13 protein-coding genes are annotated in these 20204 nt (G+C 64.9%); 6 read left to right on the forward strand and 7 right to left on the reverse strand.

What is annotated here, in order from left to right; all coding sequences use genetic code 11:
* Positions 1–128: 128 nt before the first annotated feature.
* The 7 genes from PI990_RS09480 to PI990_RS09510 all read right to left on the reverse strand — a co-directional run bounded on the left by PI990_RS09480 (position 129) and on the right by PI990_RS09510 (position 7807).
* Positions 129–1769: a BatD family protein gene (locus PI990_RS09480; RefSeq protein ID WP_271660461.1), complete on the reverse strand. Its 1641-nt coding sequence runs from the start codon at positions 1767–1769 to the stop codon at positions 129–131.
* The gene (locus PI990_RS09485) at positions 1766–3508 is read right to left on the reverse strand and encodes a VWA domain-containing protein (RefSeq protein WP_184490694.1); all 1743 of its coding nucleotides are present in this window, start codon (positions 3506–3508) and stop codon (positions 1766–1768) included. Before PI990_RS09485 ends, PI990_RS09480 begins: the two co-directional genes overlap by 4 nt.
* Entirely contained in the window at positions 3505–4524 is a 1020-nt protein-coding gene (locus tag PI990_RS09490; protein WP_021217381.1) for a vWA domain-containing protein, read from the reverse strand. The genes PI990_RS09485 and PI990_RS09490 overlap by 4 nt, the downstream gene beginning before the upstream one ends.
* Entirely contained in the window at positions 4517–5011 is a 495-nt protein-coding gene (locus PI990_RS09495; protein ID WP_271660462.1) for a DUF4381 domain-containing protein, read from the reverse strand. The genes PI990_RS09490 and PI990_RS09495 overlap by 8 nt, the downstream gene beginning before the upstream one ends.
* A complete protein-coding gene (locus PI990_RS09500; RefSeq protein WP_184490695.1) occupies positions 5008–5943 on the reverse strand; it encodes a DUF58 domain-containing protein in 936 nt (311 codons plus the stop codon). The genes PI990_RS09495 and PI990_RS09500 overlap by 4 nt, the downstream gene beginning before the upstream one ends.
* Positions 5944–5946: 3 nt before the next feature.
* Positions 5947–6906: an AAA family ATPase gene (locus PI990_RS09505; RefSeq protein ID WP_021217378.1), complete on the reverse strand. Its 960-nt coding sequence runs from the start codon at positions 6904–6906 to the stop codon at positions 5947–5949.
* A gap of 151 nt (positions 6907–7057) precedes the next feature.
* Positions 7058–7807, reverse strand: coding sequence for a carbonic anhydrase (locus tag PI990_RS09510; RefSeq protein WP_271660463.1), 750 nt, complete (start codon positions 7805–7807; stop codon positions 7058–7060).
* 335 nt (positions 7808–8142) lie between these two features.
* Between PI990_RS09510 and PI990_RS09515 the strand changes: the two genes are divergently transcribed.
* The 6 genes from PI990_RS09515 to PI990_RS09540 all read left to right on the forward strand — a co-directional run bounded on the left by PI990_RS09515 (position 8143) and on the right by PI990_RS09540 (position 20202).
* Complete coding sequence (locus PI990_RS09515; RefSeq protein ID WP_271660464.1) at positions 8143–13008, forward strand: NAD-glutamate dehydrogenase; 4866 nt, start codon at positions 8143–8145, stop codon at positions 13006–13008.
* Between the two features lie 320 nt (positions 13009–13328).
* The gene (locus tag PI990_RS09520; RefSeq protein ID WP_271660465.1) at positions 13329–16064 is read left to right on the forward strand and encodes a type VI secretion system Vgr family protein; all 2736 of its coding nucleotides are present in this window, start codon (positions 13329–13331) and stop codon (positions 16062–16064) included.
* Between the two features lie 4 nt (positions 16065–16068).
* Positions 16069–16842, forward strand: a complete 774-nt coding sequence (locus PI990_RS09525) for a hypothetical protein (protein WP_271660466.1) — start codon at positions 16069–16071, stop codon at positions 16840–16842.
* Complete coding sequence (locus PI990_RS09530) at positions 16802–17188, forward strand: DUF7079 family protein (protein ID WP_271660467.1); 387 nt, start codon at positions 16802–16804, stop codon at positions 17186–17188. Before PI990_RS09525 ends, PI990_RS09530 begins: the two co-directional genes overlap by 41 nt.
* Positions 17189–17245: 57 nt before the next feature.
* Entirely contained in the window at positions 17246–19417 is a 2172-nt protein-coding gene (locus PI990_RS09535) for a lipase family protein (protein WP_271660468.1), read from the forward strand.
* The gene (locus PI990_RS09540; protein ID WP_271660469.1) at positions 19414–20202 is read left to right on the forward strand and encodes a hypothetical protein; all 789 of its coding nucleotides are present in this window, start codon (positions 19414–19416) and stop codon (positions 20200–20202) included. Before PI990_RS09535 ends, PI990_RS09540 begins: the two co-directional genes overlap by 4 nt.
* The last annotated feature ends 2 nt before the right edge of the window (positions 20203–20204 follow it).

Here is a 20204-nt window from a genome sequence, read left to right on the forward strand (position 1 = left end):
TTCACCCGCCCTACAGCGAGCACATCCTCACCCTGTAGCCCGTGCTTCAGCCCGGGAGCGCAGCCCCGCCTTCCCCGCGCAGAAGCACGGGCTACGAAGTGGCACTCCGGGTTTGGGTTGGGAGCGGATCAGCGCGGATAGAGCGGCGGCAGCCCGCTTTCGCCAGCGGCCTGTTGCTGCACCTGCGGCGTGGGCAGGGCGCGGATGGCTTTCCACAGCTCCTCACCCTGCCAGTGCTGGCCGCTTTCGCTGTAGAGGGCGCCGTTGAGCCCGTCCATGGCGTCGGACAGCGGCACGAAGCGCGCGGCCATGTCGGCCAGGGTCTCCGGCTGCTGGCGGGCCCAGGCATCCAGGGCCTGGCGCGTGGCGTGGGGATCGTTGGCCTGGCAGGCGCGCTTGAGGTCGTCCAGCAGGGTGCGCGGGCTCGGGCCGGTCTGCGCGGTGGGCAGGATCGCCGGCTGGCGGCGGGCGTGCCACCAGAGGCCGAAGCCCAGCAGAGTGGTCAGCGCCAGCAGCAGGGTGGCGAGCTTCCACGGCCAGAGCGGCGGGCCTTCCACGGCATGCGGGTTGCCATTGCTGCTTTCCACGGGCGCTTCCGGCTCCAGCGTGGGATTGGCGGCGACTTCCAGGGTGCGGCCCGGTAGCTGGCTGCGCTCCAGGTGATCCTCGCGGGTGTTCCACCACACCACTTCCACCGGCGGCAGCTCGATGCGGCCGGCGGCGGTCGGCACCAGCGCCTCGCGCTCTTCGCGGCTGCCGAGCAGGCCGCGCTCGCTGGACTGGTTGGCCAGCTGCGGCTGGTCGGGGTAGCGGCGCAGGTTGGTCACGTTGGTGGCGGGCAGGGCGGGCAACTGGGCGCTGGCCAGGCCTTCGACCTTGACCATCAGGCTGCGGGTCAGCGAATCACCCACCTGGGCCTTATCCGGCTCCGGGCTCCAGGCCTCGGCCAGGGTCAGGTTGCGCGCTGGCAGCCAGGGCGCGTTGGCCGGGTAGTCGGCGGGCTTGGCTTTCACCACCAGCGGGATCTGCGGCGAGCTGACCCGGGTCAGGCGCCCGGGACGCGGGCCGAAGGGCTGGTAGTCGTCCTGCCCCGAGCGCTCCACCAGGGTGGCGCTGAACACCTGGGCGGGGATGCTCAACTGGCCGCTCTTCTGCGGGAAGATCGCGTAGCGCAGCTCGATCACACCGTGGCGCACGCCATTGATTTCTTTCTCGTAGGTGCGCGGCTCGCCCAGTTGCTCGACCCGCGCGTCGGCCATCTGCAGCGGCGTCAGGCTGCTGTCGTCATACAGCGAGACCGAGTGATAGATGCGCAGGGTGAGGATGGTCTGCGCCTGCACGTAGACGCTTTCCTCGTCCAGGCTGGCGTCGATGAACACCGGCGCTAGCTTGCTGTTGCCGGCGGCGTTGTCGCTTTTCTGGATGTGCAGGGTGATCGGCTTGGTCTCGGCTTCGCCCAGGCGCAGCGGCGGGATGACCACGAAGCCGTTCTGCTTCGGCTGCAGGGTGACGATCCAGCGCGTGGCGCGATCGTCCTGGCCGTTCAGGGTGCTGATGCGGTTGATCTGGCGCGTGCCCAGCACCTCGAACTGCGATTCCAGCGGCTTGAGGTCCGGCTTGCCGAACAGCGTCGGGTCGGAGGACTCCAGGATCAGCTCCACGGTTTCGCCCTCGCTGAGGCGTGCGCGGTCGACGCTGGCGGTGAAGCCCGCCGCGCTGGCGGTGCAGGCCAGCAGGCTGAGGAGGAGGGCGCAGAGAAGGCGCATCATTCTTGGTTTTCCTGGCGGCGTTGCTGTTCGTACCAAAACTTGCGGCGCAGCAGTTCGGCGGGGTCGTCGGGAATCTGCCGCAGCCATTGCTCCAGGGACTGCCGGCGCTCGTCGCCCAGGGGCTCGGCCTGGCCCGGCGCGTCGCTGGGCTGTTGCTCACCGGCGGGTTTCTGCCCGGGCTCGGCGGGTTGGCCGTCGGCGCCGGCCTGTTGGCCCGGCTGCTTGTTCTCTTCGGGCGGGGTGGTGGAGGCGCCTTCGGCAGGCTGCTGCTCCTTGTCCTCGCCTTTTTCCGGGTCGCCACCCTGGGCGGCAGAAGGCTGTTCCTGGGGTTGCTGCTGGCCCTGCTGATCGTCCTGCTGCTGTTGCGCCTGTTGCTGTTTTTGCTGTTGCAGCAACTGCTCCACCAGGGCCTTGTTGTTCAGCGCCGGCTGCAGGTCGGGCTCGCGCTCCAGGGCGGATTCGTAGGCATCCAGCGCGGCTTCCAGCTGGCCGGCCTTGGCCAGGGCATTGCCGCGGTTGTAGTGGTCGGCGGCGCTGTCACCGCCAGCGAAGCGTTCGGCGGCTTCGGCGTGCTTGCCGGCCTGGTAGAGCGCATAGCCTTGCCAGCGCGGGTCCTGGAAATGCTGCGCGGCCTCTGCCGGTTGCTGGGCCTCCAGCAGGCGCTGGCCCTGTTGGTCGGGGCGCAGCCACAGGTCTTCCATTTCGAAGGCCAAGGCCGGGCGGGGCAGCACGAAGAACAGCGGCAGGCAGAAGATCCAGCCACGGCGTCCGGCGCAGGCGGCGATCAGCAACAGCGGCAGCAGCAGCCAGTGGCCCTGGTCGGCCCAGGCTTCCAGGCGCGTGGTTTCGCGGCTTTCGCGCAGGGTGCGGGCGCCCCCCAGCAGGCCGAGGGTGCGCAGGTCGCGTTCGTCGACACGGGCGCTGGCGTACTTGCCACCCAGTTGGTTGGCAAAGCGTTTGAGGCTCGCGGCGTCCAGGCGTGGCAGAAGGATGGCGCCCTGGGCGTCCTTGATGAAGCCGCCGTTTTCCTGGGCGATGGGCGCGCCCTCGGCGGTGCCGATGCCGAGGATGCTCAGGCGCTCGCTCTTCGAGCCCAGGGCATGGCGGATGCCGTCACGTTCCGCCTCGCTCAGGCTGCTGGTGATCAGCAGCAGGCGACCCTGGCCCTGGGCACCTTGCTTGAGCAGGGCCAGGGCTTTCTCCACGGCGAGATCGGCGCGTTGGCCAGCCTCCGGCATGATCGACGGCTTGAGCGCCTCCAGCAGGTTGCCGGTGGTCATCAGGTCATCGGAGAGGGGCACCAGGCTGTGGGCGCTGCCGGCGTAGACGACGATGGCGGTCTGCGCATCGCGGCGGGCATCCAACAGGTCGCGCAGCTTGCGCTTGGCCTGCTCCAGACGTGTGGGCGGCAGGTCGGAGGCGAGCATCGAAGGCGTCAGCTCGAGGATGACCACCAGCGGGTCGGCGCGCTTCTGCGTGCTTTGCTCCACCCGTTGCCAGCTGGGGCCGATCAGTGCCAGCAGGCCCAGGCTCCAGGCCAGGCCTAAAGCGATCCATGGCAGGCGGCTGCTGCGTTCCCGGCCACCGCCCAGCAACCAGGGCTGGAAGGCGATGGGCAGCAGTTGCTGCCAGCGACCGCTGCGGCGCTCGCGGTGCCAGAGCTGCCAGATCAGCCAGGCCAGCAGCGGCAACAGGAGCAGCCAGAAGGGGCGCAGCCAGTGCGGCCAGAGTTCGCTCATGGGCGCCTCCGCAGCCACTGCGGGCGTTGCTGCAGCGCGTGGGGCCAGAGCTCACGGCTGATCAGCAGCAGGCTCAGCAGCATGGCGCCGGCCAGCGGCCAGGAATACAGCGCCAGGGCCGGGCGGGCCTGGCTGGGCAGTTGCGAAACGGGCTCGAGCTGGTCCAGGGCGTGTTCGATTTCTTCCAGCTCCTTGCTGGAGCGGGCGCGGAAATAACGGCCGCCGGTCTGCTCGGCGATGCTGCGCAGGGTGGGTTCGTCCAGGTCCAGGCCGGGGTTGAGGCCGAACATGCCGAGCACGCCGCCCTGTTCCGGGTCGGCACCGATGCCGATGGTGTAGATCTTCACCTGCTCCTCGGCGGCGAGGCGTGCGGCGGTGAGCGGTTCGATCTCGCCGCCGGTGTTGGCGCCATCGGTGACCAGTACCAGCACGCGGCTATCGGCGGGGCGCTGGCGCAGGCGCTTGACCGCCAGGCCGATGGCATCGCCGATGGCGGTGTTCTTGCCGGCGATGCCGATCAGCGCCTCGTCGAGCCAGATGTGCACGGTCTGGCGGTCGAAAGTCAGCGGCGCCTGCAGGTAGGCCTGGCTGCCGAAGAGGATCAGGCCGATACGGTCGCCGATGCGGCCGTCGATGAATTCGCCCATCAGGTGCTGGACCAGGGTCAGGCGGCTGACTTGCTTGCCGTCCAGCTCCATGTCCGCGTAGTCCATGGAGCCGGAGACATCCACCGCCACCAGCAGGTCGCGGCCGCTGGCCGGCAGGGGTTGCGGCTCGCCCACCCATTCCGGGCGCGCGGCGGCGCACAGCAGCAGCAGCCAGAGCAGGGCGAAGGGGGCCTGCTGGCGCCAGGCCGGCAGGTTGGCCCGGGCGCGGCGGCCGGCGAGGGCTTCCAGCTCGCCGAGGAAGCTCACCTTGAGCGCAGCCTCGCCGCTGTCGGCGGGGGGCAGCAGCACGCGCAACAGCCAGGGCAGCGGCGCGAGCAGGAAGATCCACGGCCAGGCGAGTTCAAACATGCTTGCGAATCCAGGTGTCGACCGCCTGGGTCAGGCCCTCGATGGCCTTGTCGTCGAGCTTGCACTCGGGGCGGTAGGCGCCCTCCACCAGCACCATCCAGCGGGTCAGGCCGGCGGCGGGGCAGCGGTTGTCCAGGTAGGCCAGCCAGGCGCGGCCGCTGAGGGTGAGGCTTTGGTCGTTGGGGTAGTGCAGGCGGCACAGGCGCTTGAGCAGGCCGTTGAGCTGCTGCAGCCAGAGGCCCGCAGGTACGCCGTCATAGGGTTTACGCAGCTGCGCGAGCTCCCTGAGCGCCGCCTCGCGCATCGGCTCCAGGGGTTGTTCGGCGCGCTCGCCGCGTTGCCGGCGGGGCAGGCGGTGGCGCAGGCGCCAGAGGCCCCAGAGCAGCAGCGGCAGCAGGGCGGCAAGCACCCACCAGCCCGGCGCGGGCGGCCACCAGGGCACGGCGTCGGGGGCGATCAGCGGCTCCAGCTGGTCGAGCGGGTTCATCGCTTGCCACCCCGGTGGTGCAGGTGGTCACGCAACTGGTCGACCATGCCGGCCTGGGTACTCAGGGGCAGCAGCAGCACCCCCAGGCGCTGGGCCAGGCGTTGCCAGCGCGCCTTGCGCGCATCGCCCAGGTCACGGTAGGCCTGGCGCAGCTCGGGGTTGTGGGTGTCCAGTTCCAGCTTGGCGCCCAGCTCGGTGAAGCGCAGCAGCCCGGCGGCGGGCAGGGCATGGTCGAGCGGATCGGACAGCGGCAGCAGGATCAGGTCGGTGTGGCGGGCGAGCAGGGCGAGCTGCTGCTCCGAGGTATCGGACAGGGTGCGTTCGTCGCAGAGGATCACCACCAGGCTGCCGGGGCGTAGCACCTCGCGGGCGCGGCGCAGGGCCAGGCTGAAGCCTTCGCGGGTGGTTGTCTGCTGGGGGCCCAGGGCCTGGTTGGTGCGCACCAGGCGGTTGAGCAGTTGCAGCAGGCTCTGCTTGCTGCGCCGGGGCTTGATCTCGTGGTGCTCGTTGTCGCTGAAGACCAGGCCGCCGATGCGATCGTTGTGGCCCAGGGCGGCCCAGCCGATGAGGCTGGCGGCGTGGGCGGCGAGCACCGACTTGAACATCTGCCCGGAGCCGAAGAACAGCCGCTGGCTCTGCTCGACCATGATGAACACCGGGCGCTCACGCTCCTCGTGGAACAGCTTGGTGTGCGGCTCCTGGGTGCGTGCGGTGACGCGCCAATCGATGGTGCGCACGTCATCGCCCGGCTGGTAGACCCGCACCTGGTCGAAGTCGACGCCGCGACCGCGCAGCTTGGAGTGGTGCAGGCCGATCAAGGGGCTGCGTCGCGAAGGCGTGGAGAACAGCTGCACCTCGCGGACGCGATGGCGCATGTCGATCAGCTCGGCGAGGCTGACCTTGATGCCGGTCTGGGCGGCTGGGCTGTCCATGGGTCAGGCGACGGCGACCACGTCGAGGATGCGCTGGATCACGCGGTCCTGGTCGATGCCGGCGGCCTCCGCCTCGAAGGACAGGATCAGGCGGTGGCGCAGGGCGTCGAAGAGCACGGCCTGGATGTCCTCGGGACTGACGAAGTCGCGGCCGGCCATCCACGCATGGGCGCGGGCGCAGCGGTCCAGTGCGATGGAGCCGCGCGGGCTGGAGCCATAGGCCAGCCACTCGGCCAGCTCACTGTCGAACTTGGCCGGGGTGCGCGTGGCCATCACCAGCTGCACCAGGTACTCCTCCACGGCGTCGGCCATGTACAGGCCGAGGATTTCCTTGCGCGCGGCGAAGATCGCCTGCTGGCTGACCTGGTGCTCGGGGCGGGTCTCGCCGTTGAGGGCGACGCCACGGGCCTGCTGGAGGATCTTGCGTTCCACCGAGGCTTCGGGGAAACCGATCTTCACGTGCATGAGGAAGCGGTCGAGCTGGGCTTCGGGCAGCGGGTAGGTGCCTTCCTGCTCGATGGGGTTCTGCGTCGCCATCACCAGAAACAGCGGCGGCAGTTCATAGGTGGAGCGGCCGATGGACACCTGGCGCTCGGCCATGGCTTCCAGCAGCGCCGATTGCACCTTGGCCGGTGCGCGGTTGATCTCGTCGGCCAGCACCAGGTTGTGGAAGATCGGACCCTGCTGGAACACGAAGCTGCCGGTTTCCGGGCGATAGATCTCGGTGCCGGTGATGTCCGCCGGCAACAGGTCGGGGGTGAACTGGATGCGATGGAACTCGGCTTCGACCCCTTCGGCCAGGTCCTTGATCGCCTTGGTCTTGGCCAGCCCGGGCGCGCCTTCCACCAGCAGGTGGCCGTCGGCGAGCAGGGCGATGAGCAGGCGGTCGATGAGCTTTTCCTGACCGAGGATCTGGGTGGACAGGTACTGGCGCAGGGCGATCAGTGCTTCGCGGTGTTCCATCGTTGGGCTCGCTCGGGTTGGACGGGGGCAGCCAGGCCCCCGGAGAAGGCGAAGTACTTTAATCCAAGCAGAGGCCTGCGGCCTAGGCGAGCGCGTGGACGCGCAGCGAAATCGTGACGGGCCGAGCGCTATTCGCCCGGCCCGCGAAGGCTCATGCGATCAGCTCGACCTTGCCGCTGGCCAGCCGGTAGATGCCGCCCACCACCTTCAGGCGCCCTTCGGCAATGGCGTCGCGCAGCAGGCTGGAGCGCTTGATGAGCTGCTTGAGGTTGTCCCGCACGTTCTGTGCGATGGCGTTTTCCAGAACGTCGCCCTTATGTTTGAGCACCGCCTGCGCCGACGGCGCGATGGCTGCTGCCAGGCCCTGGATATGGCCGGGGTAGCTGGCGCCGTCGCGAGCCATCTTGAGGCCGGCCTCCACCGCGCCGCAGCCCTCGTGGCCAAGCACCATCAGCAGCGGGATGCCGAGCACGGCCACGCCGTATTCCAGGCTGGCCAGGCCGTCGTCGGTCACCAGGTTGCCGGCCACGCGGACGGCGAAGAGGTCGCCCCGGGCGGTGTCGAAAGCGTATTCCGGGGCGATGCGCGAGTCGGCGCAGCCCAGCACGGCGGCATAGGGGTTCTGTGCGGAGACCAGGGCCTCGCGTTCGGTGAGGAAGTCGTGGCGGCGGGTCAGCCCATCCACATAGCGTTGGTTGCCCTGCATCAGGCGTTCCAGGGCAGCGTCCGGGGCCAACTGGTTCTGTGGCTTGGGCGTGGGGGCCGCAGCCGGGGTGGCGGCCAGGGCTGTGTTGCTCAGCAGGGGCGCAGCGGCCACTGCTGCGGCGGTCATTCCGGCCAGGCGCAGGAAACGCCGGCGCTCCGGGCGGTCAGGGGTATGCGGTTCGTGGCAGGTGCACATGGTGGGTGCTCCGGTGGGAAAGGGGAGTGGCGAGTCTAGGGGCCGCACCGGGTCTGCCGCTGTGGGCGCGCTGTAGGCGCTACCGAAGTGCTCGTGTCGTCTTTTTTCCGTGATCCATGTCGGCTTGCTGAAGGCGGCTGTCCGAGATTGACCGAATATGTCGCAGGGCTAAAAGCGTCGCACCGGGTGCCGCCCTTAATCTGTCCACGAGGATGACTGGTCGGTCCCAGGCGGCTCCGACTCGTCACACTGCCTTGAATCTCCTCCTGATCCATCACCGCGCGATAAGCGTTCTACGCTTAACCCCCAACAACAGAGCCAAGCGGAGCACAACCATGGCGTTCTTCACCGCGGCCAGCAAAGCCGACTTCCAGCATCAACTGCAAGCGGCCCTGGCGCAGCACGTCAGCGAGCAGGCCTTGCCACAAGTAGCCCTGTTCGCCGAACAATTCTTCGGCATCATCGCCCTCGACGAACTCACCCAGCGCCGGCTCTCCGACCTGGTGGGCTGCACCCTGTCGTCGTGGCGCCTGCTGGAACGCTTCGACCCGGCCAAGCCGCAGGTACGCGCCTTCAACCCCGATTACGAGAAGCACGGCTGGCAATCCACCCACACCGCGGTGGAAGTGCTGCACCCCGACATCCCCTTCCTGGTGGATTCGGTGCGCATGGAGCTGAACCGCCGCGGCTACAACATCCACACGCTGCAGAACAGCGTGCTCAGCGTGCGCCGCAACAAGAAGGGCGAGCTGGTCGAGGTTCTGCCCAAGGGTGCCCAGGGCAAGGATGTGCAGCAGGAATCGCTGATGTTCCTGGAGATCGACCGCATCGCCGCGCCCGCCGCCCTCAAGGCCCTGGAGAAGGCCATCGAGGAGATGCTCGGCGAGGTGCGCATCGCCGTCGCCGACTTCCAGCCCATGACCGCCAAGGCCCGCGAGCTGCTGGCCTGGCTGGACAAGGCCAAGCTGAAGGTGGACAAGGCCGAGCTGGCCGAGATCAAGGTCTTCATGAACTGGTTGCTGGACAACCACTTCACCTTCCTCGGCTACGAGGAGTTCACGGTGGTGGATGAGGGCGAGGCGGGCGGTCACCTGGTCTATGACGAAGCTTCCCTGCTCGGTGTCTCGCGCCTGCGCCGCACCGGCCTCAGCGCCGCCGACCTGCATGTCGAGAAGGAGGCCGTCGACTACCTGCGCGGCCCAGTGCTGCTGTCCTTCGCCAAGGCCGCCGAGCCGAGCCGCGTGCACCGCCCGGCCTACCCGGATTTCGTCTCCATCCGCGAGCTGGATGCCAAGGGTCGCGTGGTCAAGGAATGTCGCTTCATGGGCCTGTACACCTCCGCCGTGTACGGCGAGAGCGTGTCGGAGATCCCCTTCATCCGTGGCAAGGTCGCCGAGATCCAGCGTCGCTCCGGCTTCGACGCCCGCGCCCACCTGGGCAAGGAACTGGCCCAGGTGCTGGAAGTGCTGCCCCGCGACGACCTGTTCCAGACCCCGGTGGATGACCTGTTCTCCACCGCCATGGCCATCGTGCAGATGCAGGAGCGCAACAAGATCCGCCTGTTCCTGCGCCGCGATCCCTATGGCCGCTTCGCCTACGCGCTGGCCTATGTGCCGCGCGATGTCTACTCCACCGAAACGCGCCTGAAGATCCAGCAGATCCTCATGGACCGCCTGCAGGCTAGCGACTGCGAGTTCTGGACCTTCTTCTCCGAATCCGTGCTGGCGCGCGTGCAGTTCATCCTGCGCCTGGACCCGAAGAACAAGGCCGTGGTCGACCCGGTGCGCCTGGAGAAGGAAGTGATCCAGGCCTGCCGTTCCTGGAAGGACGACTACGCCAGCCTGGTCAACGAAAGCTTCGGCGAGGCCCAGGGCACCCGTGTACTGGCCGACTTCCCGAAAGGTTTCCCCGCCGGCTACCGCGAGCGCTTCGCCCCGCACTCGGCCGTGGTCGACATGCAGCACTTGAACAGCCTCTCCGACGAGCGCCAGCTGGTGATGAGCTTCTACCAGCCGCTGACCCAGGGTGAGCAGCTGCTGCATTGCAAGCTGTACCACGCCGACACGCCGCTGCCGCTGTCCGACGTGTTGCCGATCCTGGAGAACCTGGGCCTGCGCGTGCTCGGCGAGTTCCCCTACCGCCTGCACCGCCAGGATGGCCGCGAGTTCTGGATCCACGACTTCGCCTTCACCAGCGCCTCGGGCCAGGAAGTCGACATCCAGCAGCTCAACGACACCCTGCAGGACGCCTTCATCCACATCGTCGGCGGTGACGCCGAGAACGACGCCTTCAACCGCCTGGTGCTGACCGCCTCCATGCCCTGGCGCGACGTGGCGCTGCTGCGCGCCTATGCCCGCTACCTGAAGCAGATCCGCCTGGGCTTCGACCTGTCCTACATCGCCAGCACGCTGCTGAACCATGTGGACATCGCCAAGGAGCTGGTGCGCCTGTTCAAGACCCGCTTCTACCTGGCCCGCAAGCTCACCGCCGAGGACCTGGAAGACAAGCAGCAGAAGCTCGAACAGGCCATCCTCGGCGAGCTGGACAACGTCGCCGTACTCAACGAGGACCGCATCCTGCGGCGCTACCTCGACCTGATCAAGGCGACCCTGCGCACCAACTTCTACCAGCCCGATGCCAACGGCCAGAACAAGGGCTACTTCAGCTTCAAGCTCAGCCCGCGGCTGATCCCCGACATCCCGCGTCCGGTGCCCAAGTTCGAGATCTTCGTCTACTGCCCGCGCGTGGAAGGCGTGCACCTGCGCTTCGGCGACGTGGCCCGTGGCGGCCTGCGCTGGTCCGACCGCGAGGAAGACTTCCGCACCGAGGTGCTGGGCCTGGTCAAGGCGCAGCAGGTGAAGAACGCGGTGATCGTGCCCATGGGCGCCAAGGGCGGCTTCATCCCCCGTCGCCTGCCGGTGGGTGGCAGCCGTGACGACATCCAGGCCGAGGCCATCGCCTGCTACCGCATCTTCATCAGCGGCCTGCTGGACGTCACCGACAACCTCAAGGAAGGCCAGGTGGTACCGCCGGCCAACGTGGTCCGTCACGACGCCGACGACCCCTACCTGGTGGTGGCGGCCGACAAGGGCACCGCGACCTTCTCCGACATCGCCAATGGCATCGCCCTGGACTACGGCTTCTGGCTGGGCGACGCCTTCGCCTCCGGCGGCTCCGCCGGCTATGACCACAAGGGCATGGGCATCACCGCCAAGGGCGGTTGGGTCTCGGTGCAGCGTCACTTCCGCGAACGCGGCATCGACGTGCAGAAGGACAATGTCACCGTGATCGGCATCGGCGACATGGCCGGCGACGTGTTCGGCAACGGCCTGCTGCTGTCGGACACGCTGCAGCTGGTGGCGGCCTTCAACCACATGCACATCTTCATCGACCCGAACCCGGATGCGGCCAGCAGCTTCGTCGAGCGCAAGCGCCTGTTCGACCTGCCGCGCTCGTCCTGGGCCGACTACGACGCCAAGCTGATCTCCGCTGGCGGCGGCATCTTCCTGCGGGCGGCGAAAAGCATCGCCATCAGCCCGGAGATGAAGGAGCGCTTCGACATCCGCGCCGACAAGCTGACCCCCACCGAACTGCTCAACGCCCTGCTCAAGGCACCGGTCGACCTGCTGTGGAACGGCGGCATCGGCACCTACGTCAAGTCCAGCAAGGAAAGCCACGCCGACGTCGGCGACAAGGCCAACGACGCCCTGCGCGTGGACGGTCGCGAACTGCGTGCCAAGGTGGTGGGCGAGGGCGGCAACCTGGGCATGACCCAGCTCGGTCGCGTCGAGTACGGCCTCAACGGCGGCGCCAGCAACACCGACTTCATCGACAACGCCGGTGGCGTGGACTGCTCCGACCACGAGGTGAACATCAAGATCCTCCTGGGCGAAATCGTTGCGGCCGGCGACATGACCGGCAAGCAGCGCAACAAGCTGCTGGCCGAGATGACCGACGCGGTGGGCAGCCTGGTGCTGGGCAACAACTACAAGCAGACCCAGGCGCTGTCCCTGGCGCAACGCCGTGCCCGTGAGCGCATCGGCGAGTACAAGCGCCTGATCGCCGCCCTGGAGGCCGCCGGCAAGCTCGACCGCGCGCTGGAGTTCCTGCCCAGTGACGAGGAGCTCAACGAGCGAACCGCCAACGGCCAGGGCCTGACCCGCCCGGAGCTGTCGGTGCTGATTTCCTACAGCAAGATCGACCTCAAGGAATCGCTGCTCAAATCCCTGGTGCCGGACGACGACTACCTGGCTCGCGAGATGGAAACCGCCTTCCCGCCGCTGCTGGCGAAGAAGTTCGGTGATTCCATGGGCCGCCATCGCCTGAAGCGCGAAATCATCAGCACCCAGATCGCCAACGACCTGGTCAACCACATGGGCATCACCTTCGTGCAGCGCCTGAAGGAGTCCACCGGCATGAGCGCGGCCAACGTCGCCGGTGCCTACGTGGTGGTGCGCGATGTGTTCCGCCTGGCCCACTGGTGGAAGCAGATCGAAGCGCTGGACTACAAGGTCCCCGCCGAGCTGCAGCTGACCCTGATGGACGAGCTGATGCGCCTCGGTCGCCGTGCTACGCGCTGGTTCCTGCGCAGCCGCCGCGAAGACCAGAACGCCGCACGTGATGTCGGCCACTTCGGCCCGCGCGTGGCCGAGCTGGCCGGTCGCCTGGACGAGCTGCTGGAAGGCCCGGCTCGCGAGCAGTGGCTGGCCCGCTACCAGGCCTATGTCGAAGCCGGTGCACCGGAAGAGCTGGCCCGCGTGGTCGCGGGCACCAGCCACCTGTACACGCTGCTGCCGATCATCGAAGCCTCGGACGTCACCGGCAAGGACACCGCCGAAGTCGCTGCCGCCTACTTCGCCGTTGGTGGCGCGCTGGACCTGTCCTGGTACCTGCAGCAGATCACCAGCCTGCCGGTGGAGAACAACTGGCAGGCCCTGGCCCGCGAAGCCTTCCGCGACGACCTCGACGGCCAGCAGCGGGCGATCACCGTCTCGGTGCTGCAGATGAACGACGCCCCGACGGACATGGACGAACGCGTGGCCCTGTGGCTGGAACAGCACCGCCCGCTGGTGGAACGCTGGAAGGTGATGCTCACCGAGCTGCGCGCCGCCACCGGTACCGACTACGCCATGTACGCCGTGGCCAACCGCGAGCTGATGGACCTGGCGCAAAGCGGCCAATCCGGGGTGAACATCCCCTGATAGCCGCTATGCTCAAGTAACTTGTGCTCTCAGCCCCGCTTCGGCGGGGCTTTTTTTGCCTGGTGTTCCCGTAGCCGACCGGGTGGTGCTGACGTCCGGGACGCCGGGCAGCTTGCAAGCTATTGGAGTGATTGGGTTCCTACGGCAGGTCCCGTCATTTCTTCGGAAGCTTCCCGAGCCTTTGGGGGCTTTTCCCTATTCCCTGCTCATCAGGGTTTTCAGCCTACTGTCTCGCCCCGTATGCAGGGCTTGGCGGTCTCTCCGAGATACGGTCACGAACCAGCGATGCATACGGGCCATCCCATCGATGAGGCCTCGACATGCTCGCCGAACTCCGCCATTTCTTCGATCACAGCCGTCACCGCCTGCAGGTGGGCGAACTCGACGTCGGGCTCGACGTCCTCGCCTTCGTCGGGGACGAGACGCTCAGCCAGCCCTTCACCTACCAGGTCGAGTTCACTTCGTCCCAGCGCGACCTCCCCTCCAGGCGCATCGTCGGGCAGCCCGCCAGCTTCAGCCTCTTCGCGCCTCCCAAACCGGTGCCCTTCGTCGGTCTGAGCATCCCGCCAGCCCAGCCGCTGCGCACCCTGCACGGCGTGGTCACGGGGTTCCGCAGGCTTTCCGGCTCCAATGACGAAGCCCGCTACGAGCTCACCCTGCAACCCCGCCTGGCACTGCTCGGACGCGGCCGGCAGTACCGCATCTACCAGCACCTCTCGGTGCCCGAGATCGTCGAGCAGATACTGCGCAGCGACCGCCACCGCTGGGCCGGGCAGGACTTCTTCTTCGACCTCAAGCGCGACTACCCCAAGCGCGAACAGGTCATGCAATACGGCGAAAGCGACCTGGCCTTCATCCAGCGCCTGTTGGCCGAGGTGGGCATCTGGTACCGCTTCACCGCCGACGAGCGCCTGGGCATCGATGTCGTCGAGTTCCACGATGACCAGCGCAACTACCGGTTCGGCGTCCAGCTGCCCTACCGCCCGCAGTCCGGCACCGTCAGCAGCGGCCAGGACGCTGTCTGGGACCTGCAATCGAGCCACGGCGTGGTGGAAAGGAACCTGCGCATCCGCGCCTACACCCCGCGCGACGCGACGGCCTACCTCGATGGTGACCTCGACCAGACCCGGGGCGACCCGACCACCTACGGCGAGGCCTATCACTACGGCGAGCCCTACATCGAGCTGGACGATCCCGGCTCCCGCGACGAAGACCTGAAAAGCGAAAGCGGCTACTTCTATGCCCGCCTCGCCCACGAGCGCTACCTCAACGACCAGACCCGCCTCGGCGGCCGCACCAGCAGCGCCACCCTGGCGCCCGGGCAGGTGCTGAAGATCGAGGGCGGCGCGCCCGAGGCCTTCACCCCTGGCGCCGTCATCACCCGCCTGGTCACCGTCGCCGCCCGCGACCGCAGCTTCGAAGCCCGCTTCGAGGCCATCCCCTACAGCGAAAGCGTGTGCTTTCGCCCGCCGCTGCTGCCGCGCCCCGTGATCGCCGGCACCATCCCGGCCCGCGTCACCAGCGCACAGGCCGACGACCTCTACAGCCACATCGACCTGGAGGGCCGCTACAAGGTCAACTTCCTCTTCGACCAGGACACCTGGCCCGCCGGCCAGGAAAGCATGTGGCTGCGCCTGGCGCGCGCCTATGCCGGGGATACCCACGGCCTGCACCTGCCGCTGATCCAGGGCACCGAGGTCGGCATCGCCTTCGAGCGCGGCGACCCGGACCGGGGCTTCATCGCCTTCGCCCTGCACGACAGTCGGCACCCCGACCTCGTCACCCTGAAGAACTACAAGCGCAACGTCCTGCGCACCCCGTCGAACAACAAGCTGCGCCTGGACGACACCCGTGGCCAGGAACACATCAAGCTCAGCACCGAGCACAGCGGCAAGAGCCAGCTCAACCTCGGCCACCTGGTGGATGGGCAACGGCAGAAACGCGGCGAAGGCTTCGAGCTGCGCACCGACGGCTGGGGCGTCATGCGGGCGGGTAGGGGGCTGTACATCAGTGCCGATGAGCAGGCTCGTGCCCAGGGTGATCTTCTGGAAATGGACGCAGCCATCGAACAACTCTGCAGTGCCCTGTCGCTGGCTCGTTCGATGAAAGCCGCTGCACTAGCCGCGCAGGTGAAACCGTGCGATCTCGACAGTCAGGCTCGCCTCAACACTGCACTGACGGGGCTGGCGAAGCCTGGCGTGCTGCTTCATGCCCCCGATGGTGTGGGCATCCTCAGTCCCAGCGCCGTTTGCGTGTCTTCCGGCAGCGAGAGCGTTGGTGTGATGGCGGGGCACAACCTGGATTTCAGCGCAGGCCGAGACCTGACAGCCGTTGCGCAGGAGTCGGTCAGTGTCCTGGCCCAATCGGCCGGCATGCAACTCAAGGCCGCGCACGGCAATGTCGAACTGCACGCCCAGGACGGCGACCTGCATGCGCTGGCAAGCGATGAACTCAGGATAGAAAGCACCGGCGGACGCGTTGAGATCACCGCCCCTGAAGAGCTGGTCCTGCATTGCGCGGGTGCCTACATCCGCATCAAGGGAGGCGAAATCGAGCTGGGTGCGCCGGGGAACATCTATCACAAGGTGGCGAATGTCCAAAAGCTCGGCAGTGCAAGCCTGACGACTCCGGCGACCCCTTTGCCTGGCGGGTACAGCGCCAGCTATGTGCTCAGGAACGACGCGCAATTGGCCATGCCCTTCACCAGCTATCGGATAACGACATCAGCAGGTGAAGTATTCAGCGGTGTTACGGACAAAGACGGCAAAACCATGGCTGTCCATACCCTGACGCCGGATAACTTGAAACTCGAACTCCCCCAATCAGAGGACTGGATCGGATTCTTCGGGCCAGAGGGCATGAGTTACGAAGGTATAGCGTGCAAGGCAACCATGGACGATGGCTCGGTGTTGGAAGGCCGTTTTGATGCTGACAATAAAGTACGGTTCACCTCCATAACGGGCAGGTCTTGCATCGCTCTCGAACTTGAGGGACTGGACCGAAGTGAAGAACTTCCCAGTGCCGCCGCAGCCATGATACGGACGCTTGGGGAGTAGAACCGTGGACTCTTTCTACCGTTATTACTTGTATAAAGAATATCACCCGGCCGACGAGTCGGTTCTTGAAAAAGCCCTCGAAGCACTCGAGGGTGCGGCAATCAAGTTTTCTACTGATGCAATCAGTGATGCCAATCAGAGAGAGAACTACAACAAGAACATGCGGCGTGTGGTCGAGGCGGTCAGAAGTGAGGTCAAGTCGGGCCGAATCAGCGTAAAGGACGCTGCCGAATTCTGCTATGAAATGCGGAACAAGATCATGGCGGAGACAAGGGCAAAGACTTCAGTTCAGGGATTGGCGATAGCGGAACGGCGAAAGCGCGTTCCCCCTGAGCTTATTGATCTCCTTGATAAGTACGCCGTTGAACAGTTCGGGAAGAAGTTCGCAGCGCTCACGGCAGAGCAGAAGAGCACGGTCCACTACACCATCGTCGAGTCTGCGGCGCGACCGGATGCTGTAATCAATACAACGAACAAGGTCCTCAAGGTCGCGGGAAAAGTGGCGATTATCGTAACGATAATCTACGCCGGGTATGAGATTGCCAATGCCGAGAACAAAAAGAAGGAAACGATAAGGCAGGCGGGAACGATTGGAGGTGGAGTCCTCGGAACACTGGCGGCGGGCGCTCTGGTTTCAACGGCTTGCGGCCCCGGAGCCCCAGTTTGCGCGATCGCCCTCATGCTGGCCGGCGGTGTGGCCGGTGGTTTTGTGGCGTCATCCACCCTGGATTATTTTGATGATGAAATCGAAGAATTCACCAGATGGGCAATTAGATAAAGCCCCGCTGTGGATTGCCTTGTCCGATATGTTTGTAGACAGCGAAACCAACTATGCATGCATAGCACGTGTGGCAAGGAACTATCCCTTACCCGATGTCGAGTTTGCATTGTTCGAGCGGGTGGCACCTGTGTGCATCGGGAATATGTTTTCCCCCGTGCCCCCGATCTGGGGTGGGTTTCATGAAAAACAGTTGGTTGCTGATATCGAGGCGTACTCCAGGCAACGGTCCCGCCAAGGGGTGCTTGGCATGATGGGCAGCTTTTTATTCGGGCGCTTTATAAGGCTCTACTGTTTCCATATGTGGGTTGACTTGAGAAAAGCGATCAATGCGCCGGGCAATTAGATGGCGCGAAAGTTTGCATGTACGGCTCTCGCCTGCTGCTGATACATAGGGATGGATATGAACGGAACGCATCGCACGGACACACTCGGCACGGTCAAGGAAGTGCGAGGAAGGCCCCAGGAAAAACACTGGATAGAGTTCGTTCTGCTTGATGAGCAGGGCGAACCATTAGTGGGCATGCCCTATCGCGCAGTGAATGACGCAACGCGTGCGCATTGCGCCCCAGAGTGTTCTGGCCAGAGCGATGCAAATGGAGTGATCCGCCTGGATGGGCTGCACCCCATCGCCATTACCCTGACGATTGCAGCCGCACCCCTGGCCAATGCGCTGCAAACCCGCCGTCTTCGCGCGATGCGCCCTGAGCCGCAAAGGAGAGGACTCCAGACACAGGGTTACGAGGCACCTCCCGCTGGCTGGTCGCCCATCGAGAGGCAGGCGCGGACGGTGGGCAACTTCTATCACTACCTTCGCCTTGGTCAGTTGTGCGACAGCCTGCCGCCACTCGACCCGCCTCTGCCAGATACCCAGAAGCTGCCAGGCTTCCATTTTCCGGACCCGGGCTTCAGCGGCTTTACCGTACCGGCCGAGCAACTGAATCGCCGCCATGTCCTGGAGCTTTGCCCCTTCCGCGCCTGGCAGCTGGTGCTGCACCACCAGCCCGAGTACAGCATGGTCAATGGCTACAACCTGGGGCTGATGGCAAACCTGTCGTACAGCACCGTCGTGCAGGACCAGCGCAAGAAAGCACGCCGGGCAGGTTGCGAAGTCGATCCCGAAACGCTGCCCGGCGCTGTGGAGGAGTTCTTCTTCCGCCAATGCTCGGACCTTTCGCGCACTCCCCAGATGCTGGATGCCAAGGGGGAGCAGTTCCCAGCGGTAGTGGTGGATGTACCTTTCGATGAGCGCTACACCACTGCGGTGATGCTCGACACCGTGGGGGTAGCTGCACCAGAGGAGGCACCGAATACGCCACTTAGCGTCATCCAGAACACACAGCTCTTTTACTTCAGCAACAAGAAGCAACTGGTGGTGGCCTGGCGGGGAACCCAGGAACTCATAGATTGGTTGACAGATGCCCAGTACCGCCCCCGTCTGCCCGATGGCACGGACTGTGATGTGAAAATGCCCGCGAATCAGTGCACCTTCCTGACTTCAGAAGGCGGTGTGCACCACGGGTTTCTGCAGGCTTTTGAGATAGCAAAGAAAATATTTCCAGATGACTTCGATATAATTCAAAAACAAATAGTAAATCGAAAGTTGTTCATTTGCGGCCATAGTCTCGGCGGTGCCCTTGCATTAATTCACTCTGCAAGACTTAAAAACGCTAATCCACTGCTTCACACCTACGGTATGCCCCGGACCTTCACTCGTAAGGCCATAGAAAGTCTGGGTAGCATCATTCACTTTCGGCATGTAAATGATGCCGACATCGTCACCAGCGTGCCGCCTGAAGCTGAATTGGATAACTGGCTGTACAAGTCCTTCGGACCGCTGGGACCCACCCTTGGCTATACGTGGTCGGTGCCACAGCTGGTGATCAACAAGTTGACCGGCTTCGGCGACCCCTACTGGCACCACGGCCAGATCGCCATGCACTACCGGGCCGACCAGCATTATTCCGCGCGTCCTCCAGGCGCCAACTTCCCGGCCTACCGCAGCAAGGACGGGCTCGGTGCCCCCCACTACAGCCATGTCACCAAACGCCTGCCCGAGCGTGCCTTTCTCTACCTGGTGCCCAGCCTGGACGATGCCGCAAGCCGCTATGCCGGTGAAGAGCAAAAGGCACTGATGCAGTCGCTGGCGAAAACCAGCATGCAGCGCTACTTCCCGTCACACACCAACCCGGACCGCAGTACCAGTCGAACCAGCGCGTTCGATCATTCGATGATCAGCGGCTACCTGCCCTTTCTGCATAACCAGTTGCTGGAGCTCGCGGATCCAGAGCGCCCCATGGAGCGCAAGGCCCAGCGCCAGCGCTTCGCACAGCAGATGCATCACCCGGCCGTGATCGAGGCGGAAAAGCAACGCAACGAACACTTCCTCGCCCTGCACAACTTGCTGCCCATGACCCTGCCGATGACCACTGAAATGGACGGCGGAACGGAGGCGCTGCAGCGCTTCTGCTGCGACCAGCCGGCAGGGTTGCCCATCGAGATCATGCGGGCACAGCCCTATGGGCAAGTGGCGCCGGTGCAAGTGAGTACTGACAAGGAGGTACTGACACCATGAACCAGCTTCCCCAAGTAGCTTTTGCTATTGCCGGACTCTGCCTACTCATGTCTGGCCCAGTTGGATGCACACAACTAATGAACCAGGATCTTTCACCGCCCCCCGGAGGCGAAACAGTCAGCGTCAGTGTGAAAGTTCCCAAGGATTTGGTTGCCAGAAAAATGCGAGTGATGTACCGCTCGGAGAAGTGTCCGATCACCCGCTCTGATGGTAGTGGCGGGCGATATGAGATTGACGGTGCCAAGACGATTGAGGTTGAGCCCCAGCGCCAAGGGCTGACCAATATATATGAGGCAAAGTTAGCTAAGGATGGTGGCGGATTCTGTGAGTGGAAACTAAGCAACGTAACCTTTGGCGTATTTTATGGAGCACTCGAGAAACTAGGTGAGGACCTCCGGGTGGGGGGGGGTGGGGGAGTCATAGTTATATTTGACGATAACTCGGCGCAGCGAGTGTCGCTATTAAGTCCGCCAAAAGCGATTTTCGGTGATCTGATTATTGAGAATGAATACTACATATGGCTTGATCAGCAGTATTTGATAGAAGAGAAGAAGCTGGTTTGGCTATATGATGGAGTTGATATCTACCGTACCTACAAAGCCAAAAATGCGAAGGTCGTAAAATTCGTTCCTTCTGTGTATGAGGGCGGTGTTGTTTATTCCATTGGTCCAAAAGTGAAGAAAGAAGGGAATTACGTACGCTTTTTCTATCCGGATGGCTCTGTAATGTCTGACTATCGTACTGAGCCAGATATTAGAAGGCTTAATGAACTAAGGCAGAGATAGAA

The organism is Pseudomonas sp. TUM22785 (assembly GCF_028198105.1).
Classification (GTDB): Bacteria; Pseudomonadota; Gammaproteobacteria; order Pseudomonadales; family Pseudomonadaceae; genus Metapseudomonas; species Metapseudomonas solani.